At 45.3% G+C, this 15,088-nt stretch carries 14 protein-coding genes and 1 pseudogene; 5 read left to right on the top strand and 10 right to left on the bottom strand.

The window, feature by feature from the left end; translation table 11 throughout:
- Positions 1-6 precede the first annotated feature (6 nt).
- Both rpmF and yceD read right to left on the bottom strand, forming a co-directional pair.
- Complete coding sequence (gene rpmF, locus L976_RS10950) at positions 7-177, bottom strand: 50S ribosomal protein L32 (RefSeq protein ID WP_011072715.1); 171 nt, start codon at positions 175-177, stop codon at positions 7-9.
- 17 nt (positions 178-194) lie between these two features.
- Positions 195-719 carry a 23S rRNA accumulation protein YceD gene (gene yceD / locus L976_RS10945; protein ID WP_011072716.1) on the bottom strand — a complete coding sequence of 175 codons (525 nt, stop codon included), beginning with the start codon at positions 717-719 and terminating at the stop codon, positions 195-197.
- A gap of 284 nt (positions 720-1,003) precedes the next feature.
- On the opposite strand from yceD, the gene L976_RS10940 reads away from it, so the two are divergent.
- Positions 1,004-1,588 carry a Maf family protein gene (locus L976_RS10940; RefSeq protein ID WP_081990957.1) on the top strand — a complete coding sequence of 195 codons (585 nt, stop codon included), beginning with the start codon at positions 1,004-1,006 and terminating at the stop codon, positions 1,586-1,588.
- A 3-nt stretch (positions 1,589-1,591) separates the two neighbouring features.
- On the opposite strand, the gene L976_RS10935 is transcribed toward L976_RS10940, so the two are convergent.
- Positions 1,592-2,335 carry an HAD-IA family hydrolase gene (locus tag L976_RS10935; RefSeq protein ID WP_047536704.1) on the bottom strand — a complete coding sequence of 248 codons (744 nt, stop codon included), beginning with the start codon at positions 2,333-2,335 and terminating at the stop codon, positions 1,592-1,594.
- Between the two features lie 38 nt (positions 2,336-2,373).
- A complete protein-coding gene (gene rluC, locus L976_RS10930; protein WP_047536701.1) occupies positions 2,374-3,333 on the bottom strand; it encodes a 23S rRNA pseudouridine(955/2504/2580) synthase RluC in 960 nt (319 codons plus the stop codon).
- Positions 3,334-3,928: 595 nt separating this feature from the next.
- On the opposite strand from rluC, the gene rne reads away from it, so the two are divergent.
- Both rne and L976_RS10920 read left to right on the top strand, forming a co-directional pair.
- The gene (rne, locus tag L976_RS10925; protein WP_052183995.1) at positions 3,929-7,219 is read left to right on the top strand and encodes a ribonuclease E; all 3,291 of its coding nucleotides are present in this window, start codon (positions 3,929-3,931) and stop codon (positions 7,217-7,219) included.
- A gap of 143 nt (positions 7,220-7,362) precedes the next feature.
- On the top strand, positions 7,363-8,922 hold the full coding sequence (locus tag L976_RS10920; RefSeq protein WP_037427309.1) for a SulP family inorganic anion transporter: 1,560 nt from the start codon (positions 7,363-7,365) through the stop codon (positions 8,920-8,922).
- Positions 8,923-9,259: 337 nt separating this feature from the next.
- Here the strand turns inward: L976_RS10920 and L976_RS10915 are convergent, their stop codons facing one another.
- The 3 genes from L976_RS10915 to L976_RS10905 form a co-directional block, all read right to left on the bottom strand.
- The gene (locus L976_RS10915; protein WP_011072720.1) at positions 9,260-9,469 is read right to left on the bottom strand and encodes a cold-shock protein; all 210 of its coding nucleotides are present in this window, start codon (positions 9,467-9,469) and stop codon (positions 9,260-9,262) included.
- 305 nt (positions 9,470-9,774) lie between these two features.
- Positions 9,775-10,590 carry a 23S rRNA (guanine(745)-N(1))-methyltransferase gene (gene rlmA / locus L976_RS10910; protein ID WP_047536693.1) on the bottom strand — a complete coding sequence of 272 codons (816 nt, stop codon included), beginning with the start codon at positions 10,588-10,590 and terminating at the stop codon, positions 9,775-9,777.
- Positions 10,591-10,624: 34 nt separating this feature from the next.
- Positions 10,625-11,428, bottom strand: coding sequence for a hypothetical protein (locus L976_RS10905; RefSeq protein ID WP_037419670.1), 804 nt, complete (start codon positions 11,426-11,428; stop codon positions 10,625-10,627).
- Between the two features lie 174 nt (positions 11,429-11,602).
- On the opposite strand from L976_RS10905, the gene sbcB reads away from it, so the two are divergent.
- Together sbcB and cdd are read left to right on the top strand one after the other, a co-directional pair.
- Entirely contained in the window at positions 11,603-13,015 is a 1,413-nt protein-coding gene (gene sbcB / locus L976_RS10900) for an exodeoxyribonuclease I (protein ID WP_047536689.1), read from the top strand.
- A gap of 173 nt (positions 13,016-13,188) precedes the next feature.
- Positions 13,189-14,079 carry a cytidine deaminase gene (gene cdd / locus L976_RS10895; protein WP_037419666.1) on the top strand — a complete coding sequence of 297 codons (891 nt, stop codon included), beginning with the start codon at positions 13,189-13,191 and terminating at the stop codon, positions 14,077-14,079.
- A 72-nt stretch (positions 14,080-14,151) separates the two neighbouring features.
- Here cdd and L976_RS22350 read toward each other — a convergent pair whose 3' ends face one another.
- From L976_RS22350 to L976_RS10885, 3 genes and pseudogenes are all read right to left on the bottom strand, one after another.
- Positions 14,152-14,361 (bottom strand): DUF1289 domain-containing protein, encoded by a 210-nt coding sequence (locus tag L976_RS22350; protein WP_037427261.1) that lies wholly within the window; start codon positions 14,359-14,361, stop codon positions 14,152-14,154.
- Positions 14,336-14,686: a VOC family protein gene (locus L976_RS10890; protein ID WP_037427263.1), complete on the bottom strand. Its 351-nt coding sequence runs from the start codon at positions 14,684-14,686 to the stop codon at positions 14,336-14,338. The genes L976_RS22350 and L976_RS10890 overlap by 26 nt, the downstream gene beginning before the upstream one ends.
- Before the next feature lie 79 nt (positions 14,687-14,765).
- Positions 14,766-15,088 (bottom strand): annotated as a pseudogene (locus L976_RS10885) (DUF445 family protein); the annotation flags it as partial.

Below are 15,088 nucleotides of genomic sequence, written 5' to 3'. Positions count from 1 at the left end.
AACAAATTACTTGTTGATTACCTTTTTACCGCGATAGAAACCATCAGCAGTCACGTTGTGACGCATATGGACTTCACCGCTGGTAGCGTCTACAGACAGCTGAGCAGTGCTCAGTGCGTCATGTGAACGGCGCATACCGCGCTTTGAACGAGATTTTTTATTCTGTTGTACAGCCATTGGCCCTGTCTCCTAGATTACTTGCTCTTCAGTTTTTCTAACACTGCAAACGGATTTGGACGCTCCTCTTGAGCGGGTTCGATCTCGCCTACAACTATATCCATTGACCCGATATTGCAATCAGTTTCTTCATGCATCGGGATGATGGGCATAGCGACTATCAATTCATCTTCGATCAATTGATGCAGACGTACTTCGCCAATCTCATTGCACTCAATTGGGTCATACGCATCCGGGAGCTCATCGATTTCTGCCTTAGTCCGGCATGGACCGAAGCAAAACTCGACCGTAACCTCAGTGGTAAATAGTGTCATGCAACGTTGACAAACCAGAGTGAGCTCCGTCACAGCCTTCCCTTTCAGGTAGACTATCCCCTGCAAATCTACGCCACATTCAAGCGACACTGCCACATCGGAACAGTCGCCGGCACATAACTCATTTAATCTTTTCAATTGCTGCCCGGGCACAATCCCCTCATAGGTAGAACGGCTCGAGGCGGCGCGAATAGGATCAATTGAAACCGGTATCTTTACTGTTTGCATAAGGCGCGCATATTATAGTTTGAAAACGCTAGAGTCAAAGAAAAATTTCTTACTTAAGTCCCAGTTTGCAACTTAAGCGATTCTCTAGCCCCAACATTGAATTAATGGAAGCGAAATTTTACCCAAGCAGGGGGCGGCACACAAGCGTAAGCCGTCTAAAATAGCCGCATTCACCGAAAGAATCCTCAATTACCTTCCTAAAGTGATAGCATCTGTTGCCACGGCTTGCATTCAATCATCCAGATTGGCGACAATAAGTGAAGTTTTCTAATGGATTATTAATGATGACGCCCCAGTTAATCCTCGCCTCCACCTCCGTATATCGGCAAGCACTGCTGAACAAATTAGGCTTACCCTTTGAGTGCTGCGATCCCAAGGTTGATGAAACCTCACTACCTAATGAGTCAGCGCAAGCCTTAGTACAACGATTAGCGCAGGCAAAAGCAGAAGCTGGTGCAAAATATTGTCCTGATGGTCTGATTATTGGCTCCGATCAGGTTGCCGTGATCGATGGCAAGATCATCGGTAAGCCATTAAATCGCGATAATGCGATTAAGCAGCTCAGTCAAGCCTCGGGGAAAGCCATTACCTTTTATACAGGTCTTGCGCTTTATAATGCTCAAACGGGGGAAATGAATGCCCAAGTTGAGCCTTTTACAGTGCATTTTCGGCACCTTACAGCATCACAAATCAGTGCTTATGTGGATAAAGAGCAACCGTTTTACTGTGCAGGCAGTTTTAAAAGTGAAGGTTTAGGCATTGCACTCTTTAATCGTTTAGAAGGACGAGATCCTAATACGCTCGTGGGATTACCTTTAATCTTACTCACGGAAATGCTGCTCAGCCAAGGCATAGATGTATTAGCGTAATGCTTATAAATGCATAAGGAGCTGCTGCGGTGAATCAATCAATGCTATCGGCTTAGCTTGTCGTAATACCGCCTCACTATGGACGCCGTAAGTCACACCGATGCTATCAATACCTGCGTTCGCTGCCATGGTTAAATCCAGTAAAGAGTCACCGACCATCAAAGCACGCTCAGGCTGAATGCCCAGCTCCTGCAATAGGCTGATGATCATCTCAGGATGGGGCTTACTCTGCGCTTCATCGGCGCAGCGGGAGGCAATAAAGTAATGCCCTAATCCAGATTGTTCCCACACGCGCACCAGACCAGCTCTCGCCTTCCCCGTCGCCACGGCTAACTGATAACCCTTTGCAGATAATGATTCGAGCAATTGTGGTGCTTGGTCGAAGATTGGCGTTGGCGTGGTATCAAGATGCAAATACTGCGTCTTAAACTCGGCGCGCATCGTGATGTAACACTCTTCAGTGCCGGTGCTGACAGTAGAAGCAGTAGACATATCCTCTTCAGGAAACGCCGAAAATCGCTGTGATGAAGACAGTAATCCGCAAGGAAACAACACTTGTAACGCCTGCGTCATCGACAAGCCAATCACATTACGAATATCCGCCTCAGCAGGAACAGGCAGCGCCAGTGCCCTAGCCATATTCTCAATGCAAATAATGATCTTGCCGATGGAATCCATCAAAGTGCCATCCCAATCAAAAATCACTAAATCATATTTACGCAGGGTAGAATGGTTGGCAGCCTTCATACTTCAAGGTTATCCACGGGTATATAGAGGAGCGGGAATTAAACCCGCTTTAACTTATTCAACAGTTGCTGCAGATTATCATCCAGTGGTGCAGAAACCCGCATCACTTCATCGTTTTCAGGATGGATAAACATTAATTCTGCAGCGTGTAAAAACAATCTACTCAAGCCAAGCGAGCGCATACTGTCATCGAAAGCTTGCTCACTGTACTTATCATCACAGGCAATGGGATGCCCGGTATATTGACAATGCACGCGAATTTGATGAGTACGTCCCGTGACCGGACTCGCCTGCACCAATGTACAACCTTGATAACGCTGCACAATTTTAAAACGCGTTTCTGATGGTTTGCCTTCTGCATTGACCCGCACAATGCGCTCACCGGATTTAAGTGTCAGCTTTAATAAAGGTTGTTTGACCACTTTATCCTGCGCCGACCACTCCCCCTTAACTAAAGCTAAGTAATCCTTCTGCATTTTTTTATAACGCAGTTGATCGTGCATATGTTTAAGCGCACTGCGTTTTTTAGCGACTAACAGTACGCCAGAGGTATCTTTATCAAGGCGATGAACCAACTCTAAAAACTTCTGTTGCGGACGTAAGGAGCGCAGCGCTTCAATCACACCATAATCAACACCACTGCCGCCATGAACCGCAATACCCGCAGGTTTATTGAGCACAATAAGATGATTATCTTCATGCAAAATACGATCTTCGAGTTGCGACACTTTGCTCAAGTTAGCCGAAGGCGCGGTCCGATTATCAGACTCAGCCATTCTCACGGGTGGCACACGTACCACATCACCAATTTGTAATTTATATTCTGGCTTAATGCGCTTCTTATTCACCCGTACTTCGCCCTTACGGACGATACGATAAATCATGCTCTTAGGTACACCTTTGAGCGCTGTGATTAAAAAATTATCAATTCGTTGGTCGAGGTGGTCTTCGTCAATGGTGATCAACTGCACCTGTTGCTGTGGAGATTCTGTATTCATGATGTGCCATCTACTTATAACGGCGGCCATTGTACAACAACTCACAAGAATTGTGCCTTTCCATTGCTGAATTTTTTGATTATTGCTATATTTCACCAGCGATTAGGGATAAGCCGTGAATAAAGTGTTCACAAACTCCCTGTCCCAAGTGAAAAGTTTTATAGATCAAAAAAGATTTTCTTGATAGCAAATCATTGATTTGCAAATCGTATACTGAGTAAAAATACCACAAATGCGTTTTTTACGATTAAATCGAGAATCTCACCTTACTTTATCAAGGTTTATCTAAAGCTTTTCTCACCGATTTCGAAATATATTTTAACTTGTCGTCAGACAAACCGATTCGACTTGGGCATTACCGGAACGAAATTAAAGAATTTATGGGGTTGGTTGATGTTTTACAACGAATTCCTTGTTTTTGTAATCATTAAAAAATAAGCCATAAATAGGATGCGACACGCAGCGACTGCGTCTAACAGTAATGCGCACCTTGCCTAGCTCACCAGCCGTGAGGCTTTGTTCACCACAGCTAGGCCCGTAATGCAACGAAACGCGATTGTTTGATGACCTCCATTTAAAGAAGAATGACGTCATCATGAAACGTATGTTAATCAATGCAACTCAATCAGAAGAGTTGCGTGTTGCCCTCGTTGACGGGCAACAACTGTACGACCTCGATATTGAAAGTCCTGGTCATGAGCAAAAAAAATCAAATATTTACAAGGGTAAGATCACCCGCGTAGAGCCCTCTTTAGAAGCCGCTTTCGTAGACTATGGTGCTGATCGCCACGGCTTTTTACCATTAAAAGAAATTGCCAGAGAATATTTCCCTAAAGGTTATTCATTCCAAGGTCGCCCAAACATCAAAGAAGTCGTCAGTGAAGGACAAGAAGTTATTGTTCAAATTGACAAAGAAGAACGTGGCAACAAAGGCGCGGCGTTGACCACCTTTATTAGCCTTGCTGGTTCTTACTTAGTGTTAATGCCAAACAACCCACGTGCAGGCGGTATTTCTCGCCGTATCGAAGGGGATGAGCGCACTGAATTAAAAGAAGCTATGGCCGATTTAGAAGTCCCTGCTGGTATGGGCCTTATCGTCCGTACCGCTGGTGTGGGTAAAGAGTCGACAGAGCTGAAGTGGGACTTAAAAGTTCTGCAACACCACTGGGCGGCGATCACTGAAGCGGCGCAAACCAAAGGCGCACCTTTCCTCATTCACCAAGAAAGCAACGTGATTGTTCGCGCCATTCGTGACTATTTACGCCGTGATGTCGGGGAAATTTTAATCGACCATCCACGTATTTTCGAAGAAGCCAAACAGCATATCGCACTTGTGCGCCCTGATTTTGTTGAACGTGTAAAACTCTACGAAGCTGAAGTACCGTTATTCACTCACTTCCAAATCGAGTCGCAAATCGAATCGGCGTTCCAACGTGAAGTGCGTCTGCCATCGGGTGGCTCAATCGTCATTGACCCAACTGAAGCCTTAACCTCTATCGATATCAACTCTGCCCGTGCCACCAAGGGCGGCGATATTGAAGAAACCGCATTAAATACCAACCTTGAAGCCGCCGATGAAATTGCCCGTCAATTACGTCTACGTGACTTAGGTGGCTTAGTGGTTATTGACTTTATTGATATGACGCCAGTGCGCCATCAACGTGAAGTCGAAAACCGCCTACGTGATGCCGTACACCATGACCGCGCTCGCGTTCAATTAGGTCGTATTTCTCGTTTCGGCTTGATGGAAATGTCACGCCAGCGTCTGCGTCCGTCATTAGAAGAATCCGCTGCACATATCTGCCCTCGCTGTCATGGCCAAGGCACTATCCGCAGTACTGAATCTTTAGCGTTGTCGATTCTGCGTTTGATGGAAGAAGAAGCCATCAAAGAAAATACCTCACAAATCGAAGCCATTGTGCCTGTCGATGTGGCTGCATTCCTGCTTAACGAGAAACGTAAAGCGATTCGTATCACCGAACAACGCCATGACGTGGAAGTCTATGTGATCCCAGATCCGCATATGATGACCCCAGATTATCGCGTGATCCGTCACCGCACCGACGATGAAATCGACGAATCCAGCTACAAGCGAATTGAACAGCCTGAAGCAAAATTGTACGAGCCACGTAAACTGGAACGTACTGCGGCGCCAGCTCCAGCCCTAAAAGGCTTTGCTGCTCCACAAAAAGTGGAACAAGACACTGCACCAGTTGCCAAAGTTGAAACCGCACAGCCGGGTTTCTTCAGTAAACTCTTCAGTGCAATTGGTGCTTTCTTTAGCTCAAGTGATAACGCAGTCGCAGAAAAGAGCACCGAGACTAAGAAGCAAGACAGTCAAGCCACGAATGCCAACCGTCGCAATCGTCGTAACGACACTCGCCGTACTCGCAATCCACAAGATACTGAAAAAGCGAAAGAAGGTACTCGCGAGCCACGTACTCGTAATGCCAAAAAAGTCGCCGATGCACCACAAGCTCAAGAGCGCCCAATCCGTGAAAAGGATGAAAGTGCGAAACGTGCTAAGCCTGAGCCTAAACCCCGCAATCAAGCAGTTAAAGAAGTGATTGCGGATGTTCAAGACGAAGCACCAAAGCAAGAGGTCGTCCGTGAACGTCGTCAGCGCCGTAATATGCGCCGTAAAGTTCGTATCGACAACACCACAGATGTTGTAGAAACGTCAATTCAGGAAGAAGCGATTTTAGCTGAGTTGGTTGCAATCAATGCGGATGTCACGGTAGAAGTTCAACCAGAAGTGAAAGCGCCGCGCCGCCGCCAGCCACGTAAAGAGGTTACGGTTGCGAATGAGGTCGGCGACACCACAGTATCAGAAGCTGCTGATGTCGTAGAAACTAAGCCAGCCGATGCTATTGTTGATATGCCTGTTGTTGAAAGCCAAGCAGACACTCAAGTGGATGCTAAGTTAGACACTCAACCAGCGGCCATTGATGAAGATAACGCCGAAGCAAATGTTGATGCAGATGACAAAGCCAAACGTGAATCCCGTGATGGACAACGTCGTAGCCGCCGTAGTCCTCGCCATCTGCGAGCTGCTGGCCAACGCCGTCGCCGCGATGAAGATGAACAAGGCACAACGGCTCCTGCGCAGTTCATTCCTAATGATGCGTTAGGCGAAGATCAAGACTATCCAGCACCAACTGCAGTTGTTGAAACGGCTAACTTAACAGAGCAAACCGTGGCTGAAACGGTTGCAGTTGCAGTTGAAGTTGAAGTGAAGAGTACAGCAACGCAGCCAGCGCCGATTGTGCACACTGCTGATGTGATTTCCTCAACTGAAGCCGCAGTCTCTCAAAGCATAGCGACTGAAAGCACGGTATCAGATACCACAGTAACTGAATCCTCCGCGGAAATTAAGTCTGATGCTGTTGTCGCTGAAGTCACATCTAAACCTGTAGTTAACGATAAGGCCGCTGAAACGGTTAAAGCATCTGATGCCGAGCCACAATCAGCAACAGAACCAGCAGTGCAAGCCACAGAGGCTATGCAAATAGTGACTGATATAACTCCTGAAGCAAAAGCCGAAGAAGTGACACCAGTGACAGAAAAGACTGAGCCGAAAGAAGCGGTAAAATCAGTCGCATCAGCACCGATGGCGAAACCTGCAGCGTTTGTTAAACCTCAGGCAAAACCTGTAATGGCGCAAGCTGCTACGGCTCAACCAACGGAAGTTGTCGTCAGCAAACCGAAAGCGTCTAGCCGTTTTGGTGCTATGGTGTCATCTGAAATGACTAAACCAACGGTAGAAGTCAGAGCGCAGGTTGAAGTGCCTAAAGGCCGTGAGTATGAAAATACCGCCACCGCTGAAGCCACTGAACCTAAGCTGAAACACAGCAATAGTGCTGAATCGGATATGGCTCGTCCATAGGACCCTTCCACAATCTAAAAAGCCATGCATCTGCATGGCTTTTTTATTTTCAGCTAATTAAGGCATATTTCAAGTTTAGCTCAATCAGTTTATTTGATAGTATGCGCGGCTTATTTTGTCTACACACCAGTAACAGAGGTTTCATGTTCGATCTCTTCCGCCACAAAACATCTAGCTACAAAGCCGATATACTCTCAGGGCTAACCGTCGCACTCGCACTGATCCCTGAGGCCGTTGCCTTTGCTTTTGTTGCCAATGTCGAACCTATGGTGGGCCTCTATGCGGCTTTTATTATGGGATTGGTCACCGCACTGATTGGTGGTCGACCTGGGATGATTTCTGGTGCAACAGGAGCGATGGCCGTGGTCATGGTGTCCTTAGTGGTTGAACATGGCGTGCAATACTTATTTGCGGCTGTCGTGCTGGCAGGATTAATCCAAATCAGCGCTGGCATCTTTAAACTGGGGAAATTTATTCGCATCGTACCCTATCCGGTGATGATAGGTTTTGTAAACGGCCTCGCCATTGTGATTTTTTTGGCACAACTTGGCCAGTTTAAAGTAAAAGACACTGCTGGAAACTTAGTCTGGTTACCACCAGAGCCGTTGTTGCTGATGTTTGCTCTCGTAGCATTAACCATGGCAATTATTTATTTCTTGCCTAAGCTGACCACTGCAATACCGTCCTCGTTGGTCGCAATTCTTAGCGTCACGGCTATTGTCGTCAGCTTTGATCTTGATACTCGTAACGTATTGGATTTTCTCAAGACTATGAGTGGTGACGAGAATGCGACAATTGCAGGCTCACTCCCAAGCTTTGCAATCCCACAGGTACCTTTTAACCTTGAGACGCTCTATATCATTCTGCCCTATTCCTTTATTTTAGCCGCAGTCGGATTAATCGAATCCCTGTTAACCTTGACGGTTATCGATGAGATGACCCATACCCGAGGACGCAGCAATAAAGAATGTATTGGCCAAGGTGTAGGTAACATCACCAGCGGCTTTTTTGGGGCTATGGGTGGTTGTGCCATGATCGGTCAATCGATGATTAATATTAATTCTGGTGGCCGCGGCAGGTTATCAGGGATTACCGCGGCCATTGGCCTACTGGCATTTATTCTCTTTGGTGCAGCCTTTATCGAAATTATTCCGTTAGCAGCCCTCGTTGGGGTGATGTTTATCGTTGTACTCGGCACATTCGAATGGGCAAGTTTTAAGTTTATGGGCAAAGTGCCCAAACATGATGCCTTTGTGATCGTTCTTGTAACCACAGTAACTGTGTTTACTGATCTCGCCTTTGCTGTATTTGTGGGAGTGGTGGTATCCGCGCTGGTATTTGCTTGGCAGCATGCGAAACACATTAGCGTCAAAGTGACTCAAAACTCTCAAGGCTGGAAAGTCTATGAGCTTAATGGACCACTGTTTTTCGGTTCTGTCGCGAGTTTCCTCGAGTTATTTGATGCTTCACAGGATCCACAGGATGTCGTCATCGATTTTAAGTTTTCTCGCGTAGCCGATCACTCTGCCTTAGAAGCGATTGATACGCTTGCAGAGCGTTATGTGTCCATAGGCAAAAGACTACATTTGGTGCATTTAAGTGCTGATTGTAAAGCCTTACTTCATAAGGCAGGTGATCTTGTTGAAGTGAATCTGTTGGATGACCCACATTATAAAGTCGCGGATGATAAACTCGACTCCTAATGAAGTCACTATCCATCCTTAAGCAACGGTCCACGGCACTGCAATATGGCTGTGGGCTGACAGTTATCGCCCTGAATGTTCGCGTACGTAAATAGTCAGTTTTCAAGCCAAGTTTATGTATTTATTAATATCGTTAACAGCGAAATAAACAAAATTCACGGGAAAAATGATAACAGCTAACAGCAGATTAATCTGAACGAGGTCTTAAAAGTGAGAGAAATGATAGAAATGAGAGATGTAAGTATTAAGATAAAACAGCACAAATAAAAAGAGCTATGGTAAAAACCACAGCTCTTAAATCCATTGCTATTAGCGTCTAGGCTAACAGCACTGAAAATTAACCGATTACGGTTACGTTTTCAGCTTGAGGACCTTTTTGACCTTGGGTCACAGTGAAAGACACTTTTTGACCTTCATCAAGAGTTTTGAAACCGTCAGAGTTGATTGCACGGAAGTGAACGAATACGTCTGGACCAGATTCTTGCTCGATGAAACCAAAACCTTTGTCAGAGTTGAACCACTTAACTACACCAGTTACTTGAGACATGATATAAATCCTGTAAATAAAAAATTAAAGCCTTAACGGCGGTGGAGCTGGAAAATGCCGGTATTACTTATGTTTACAGGACGAACGGGTCGTATTGAACACATAAATATAAGCCCAACCTTCAAGCTAGTAAAACTATAAACCATTCTAAAGATAAGTCAACATACTGCGACACTTTGAAAAATTTATTTAAACAAAGCCTTTTAAGGTTTTGCTACCGGCTCGCAGAACAATATGTTCTTACGGCTTAAGCGTTGACAGTAAAGCATTTTAAATAATTTATTTCAATAGGTTAAAATCAGCCCCTAGACTGAAATGCGATGTACTTCAATCTGGAAATCTAACTCACAGCTTAATCCGCTCTGAGAAAATGCTTGTTTCTGCTCTGCGGTAAACTTCCACGCATAGGGAGTCATTTCGAGAAAATTGCCGATATCTTTACTGTCATTAAGATCGAGTTGCGCGCTAAGCCGCTCTTGATGTAGGCATTCAAATCCATCAACTCTGGCCTCAGACTCAGGATGCAATCTTGGCTGGTCATAAATCTGTTGTTTTAGCGCAAAATGATGCAAAGGCCCAGGCGATACCGTGATAAGAATGCCGCTAGGTGCCATGATCCGCTGAAGTTCTTCTACTTTTGATGGTGCATAAATTCGAATCGCTAAATCAATGCTATTAGATGGGATCGGCATTTCATAGGCACTCGCTACACAAAAGCTTAAGTTAGGATAGCGCTTGGCTGCATATTTTATTGCCGACTTAGAGATATCAACGCCCTGTAAATAACAAAAATGATGAGCAACAAGGGCATTATATAAACGATGACTGTAGTAACCCTCACCACAACCTATATCAAGGATCTGCTGTGCACTACTGGCATATTGGAGTGCCAGTTGATTAACTCTATCACTTAAGATTTGATAATAACCCGCATTTAAGAACTCCCGACGAGCAAACATCATTTGCTGATTATCACCTGGATCTTTCGAGTTTTTTTTCTGAACGGGAAGCAAATTGACATAACCTTCTTTCGCCATGTCAAACTTGTGTGCCTGCGGGCATCCCCAAGTTCGTTGTGTTAGGGTGAGGGGTAACGCGCACAAAGGACATATATATTGCATTGATTAACTCTATTTAAAATGGGGGATGTCAAGCTTATATCTCATCTTCCATTAATCGCTCGACCATTTGCAGTAATTCAGGAGAAGCGAGCAGCTCAAAACACTCAAGTTTCCTTAAGGCTTTGTCGATATTCTGACTATCATTTGCGGCGCGACTAAAGCTCGGGCGCTCAAACATGTGGGTATAAGTTCGAAAAAGCCATTGGCGCTTCTGTTGTAGTAATGGATCTAATCGTACGGCCTCTTCAGCTAAGCCAGTATGGTATTGACCAAGTTCACCCCGTAAAAATGCTTGTAACTCCAATCTTATCTGCTCAATTTCGGTGAGGTAAACCGCAAGAGATTCCGATGTCGCACCGTAATCGTACTCCCTAGCAAGAATAGCCTTAGCCATCATCAGTACTCTCGGCTCATGTAAGCCTCTGACGTCGGATTCAAGTGTTACAAACTCGAACTTTGATGCCGATTGCAAAGAGAATGTTACACTTTCTCTCACATCAACTTTAATTAAAATTCCTGCCCGAAGCTCTTGGGCAACAAATTTAGGGGCAGTCCCCATTCGATGATAAAGCCGTACGCCTTGACCCAAGCACCTTGATACAGGAGCACTTAGCCCTGCGTCTACAACAGAAGTTGTGTTTAGTGTTAGCCCTAAAATCGGTTGAAGGCGCACTGCAATCTGTGGTGGCGTTTGTGAAACTACAATCAGCTCAAGTAGGGGAGCTCCCATCGTTTCAAGCACAATAAAATCACTCATGTTGCTTGGTAACGTTATGATCAATGACGACGTCTGTACGACATCGAGTATCATAGGTTGATTGAGATATTGATGATGCATAAGACTGATCCCCTGTTCAATGGGAATTGTAACTGCCAATCGTGGTAAAGATCACCTGTTAAGCGCTTCTCTTTTCAATATAATTTATCCATCAAGGTTTTTGCTGATCAATATTGGGGTGAGTTTAACGGCTAAGATGCTATCATTCGACAAAACCGTCATTTGATTGAAATTATGTATACAGCATCTCAGCCAAGTATTTTTTGGCACGACTATGAAACATTCGGTGCCAACCCAGCCCAAGATAGACCCGCCCAATTTGCCGGGGTCCGTACCGATTTAGATCTTAACATTATCGGTGAGCCAGAGACTTTTTACTGCAAACAATCAACGGATTACCTGCCCTCACCCGAAGCGATTTTAATTACAGGGATCACGCCACAATTAGCCAATTTAAAAGGTTTACCTGAAACCGAGTTTATGGGGCGTATCCATACTCTCTTCAGCCAACCTAATACCTGTGTCGCTGGCTATAACTCGTTACGATTTGACGATGAAGTCACCCGCTATGGCTTTTACCGTAACTTTATCGATCCCTATGCCCGCGAATGGCAAAATGGCAATACGCGTTGGGATATCATTGATTTAGTGAGGGCTTGTTATGCCTTTAGACCCGACGGTATCCATTGGCCATTAAAAGAAGACGGTTCACCCAGTTTTAAACTGGAACATCTGACCCAAGCTAATGGTTTAAGCCATGAAAAAGCACACGATGCCATGTCAGATGTTTACGCCACCATCGCAATGGCAAAACTGATAAAAGAAAAGCAACCTAAGTTATACCAGTACTATTTTGAATTGCGCCGTAAACAAGCCGTCAGCGCGCAATTTGACGTATTAAATATGCTACCGCTTGCCCATGTCAGTTCGAAGATAAGTGCAATGCAAGGTTGTACAACCCTTATCGCCCCCGTTGCACACCACCCAAGTAACAAAAATGCCATTATTTGCGTGAATTTAGCGATGGATTTAAGCCCACTGTTTGAGCTGGATGTCGAGCAGATAAAAACGCGCATGTACACGCCCAGAGCGGAGCTTGCCGAGGATGAGTTACCCATCCCAGTTAAACAGGTGCATCTTAACAAATGCCCTTTTATTACTTCGGCCAAAATTTTAGATGATGTGCAGGCAGAAAGACTCAACATTGATAAAGCCTTTGCCAGAGAACAATACAAACTCTTAAAGTCTCACCCGGAATTACGGGAGAAGCTGGCGCAACTGTTTGAGCATGATGGCGAAGTAACCACCACGGATCCTGACTTAATGTTGTATTCGGGTGGATTTTTCAGCCCTGCCGATAAAGCCAAGATGGAGATCATTCGCCATACCTTACCTCAAAATTTAGCCGCACTTGATTTGCAATTTGATGATGGACGCATCCCAGAAATGCTATTCCGTTATCGGGCGCGCAATTATCCCGAATTACTTGATGATCAAGAGTCCCATCGCTGGCGCACCTTCTGTCAGCAGCGTTTGGCCGATCAGGATTATCTGCTCAAACTTGAAAATTTGTTGCAAGATACCGAAGGCGATGAGCATAAACAAAAACTACTCGCCGCCCTGTGCCACTATTTGCGTGGATTGTAGACCACAAAATAGCCCATGTTTTTTGTTGATGTAGCGTCTATGATTGATAACTTCTTTCAGATGTTAACTAACAGGCGCTTAATTGAACCATAAACGCGAACTAACTCGCATTTATACTGTAACAAAATTACTAGAATGTTCTTCCATGAACTTAACAAACAAGGAGTCGGGAAATGCAAGATAGATTTATCCGAAGCATAACCCAGCTGCCAACCCCATTGGCTGACGCATTAATTCCCTTATTACATCAAGGTTTTGCGGGACATATCGATGCACAGCAACTGGCAGAGTTAGTCAAAAGCAGCAATATGACCGAATCAGAGGTGTTACTGGCTTTGTTACCTATTGCCGCCGCCTTGGCCAAACCACCGATTAGTGAGTTTTATGTTGGTGCAATTGCCAAAGGAAAAAGTGGCGACATTTATATGGGTGCCAACTTAGAACTGCCTGGCGAAGCCCTCTTCCACTCAGTACACGCTGAGCAAAGCGCTATTAGTCACGCGTGGCTTAGCGGCGAAAGCCAGATTGTGGATATGATAGTGAACGCCAGTCCCTGCGGTCATTGCCGTCAGTTTATGAATGAATTAGTCGAAGGCGGCCAAATCAAGATCCATTTGCCATCACAGGATAGCCATTTACTATCCTATTATCTGCCCTATGCGTTTGGACCAAAAGACTTAAATGTTCAGTCACCGCTATTAGTCAAGCAGGAAACTGAATTTGCACTCGATAGCAGTGATCCTATGGTAATTGAAGCCTTAGATCATGCGGGCTTAAGCTATGCACCTTATACCCAAAGCTATGCGGCGGTTGTATTAGAAACCGCGGATGGCGCAACCTACTGTGGTCGCTACGCTGAAAACGCCGCGTTTAACCCATCGATGCTCCCAATGCAAATGGCGCTATCGAATCTGACTCGGCATAATCGTGATTTTGGTGAGATCCGCCGCGCGGTATTGGTGGAATCCTCCCAAGGTAAAATCAGCTTAGTGGGCGCAGCGATGGATGCATTGCATGCTGTTGCCGCGATAGAACTCGAACATATTGTGGTTGATCCTATCTAGCCAGTTAACGCGGCGCTTCTGTTTTTATACTTCGGTATTGACTTAAGTTGCGCCGCGATGCTTTGGCCTATTTTAGCTACTAGGGCGTTTTGACATAAAAACGACTTTGCGCTCAGCCATTTTAAGATAACATGCGCTTCGCTGCTCCTCTGTCATGTTTCGCCACGCCAAAATCTCCTCAAGATGCCTAAAACACCCCATGCAGATATCCTGCTGATCGAGACAGCAATTTCGTACACAGGGCTGATAAATACTGTTATTCTGACCAGACCGCATATTCATTGCCCGCAGGCTCGATAAAATGGAAACGTCGACCACCTGGGAAGCTAAAAATCTCAGTGCTAATGGCGCCGCCAGCCGCGATCACGGCGGCTAAAGTTTCTTCCAAGGTCTTACTGTATAGCACAATCAGGGGACAGCCCTTTTCTAGGGTAAAACAAACCTCAGCTTGATAAAAACCGCCCGTCATTCCCGCATCGATAAAGCAACTGTACTGTGGGCCATAATCCTCAAAATGCCAACCAAATACGGTATTGAAAAACGCTTTAGAACAATCAATATCAGATGTTGGAATCTCTAAATAATTGATAGTGTGATGACGATTCATAATCTTCCCTGCCCAATGAATAACTTAATCAATAAAAAAGGGAGCCATTGCTCCCTTCGCGATAGTGGCTAATCTCAGATTAGCCCTGTACTAAGGCGGCGACAAGTCCGATGGCACCACCAAACACACCGCCCCACACCACGAGCCAACCTAAATGCGTTTGGATCATCTCCTGAACTATCTGCTTAACCATTTGCGGGGTTAATTCATTTAAGCGTTGCTCAACGATATTAGCAATCTTCTGTTGTAAATCGGCCATCACATTTGGCTGTTCAAGCTCTTGCTTCAATAGGCCGCGGAATTGTTCACTCTCGGCCATATCGACCAATGAAGCTTTCATCTTCTCAATAAAGGGTTCTTTTAGCGGCATTAGCGCCTCAGTCCCCCCAAACATGGCTAACA

It is taken from the genome of Shewanella sp. ZOR0012 (assembly GCF_000798835.1).
Classification (GTDB): Bacteria; Pseudomonadota; Gammaproteobacteria; order Enterobacterales; family Shewanellaceae; genus Shewanella; species Shewanella xiamenensis.
This window is presented reverse-complemented; position numbering and strand designations above follow the sequence as displayed.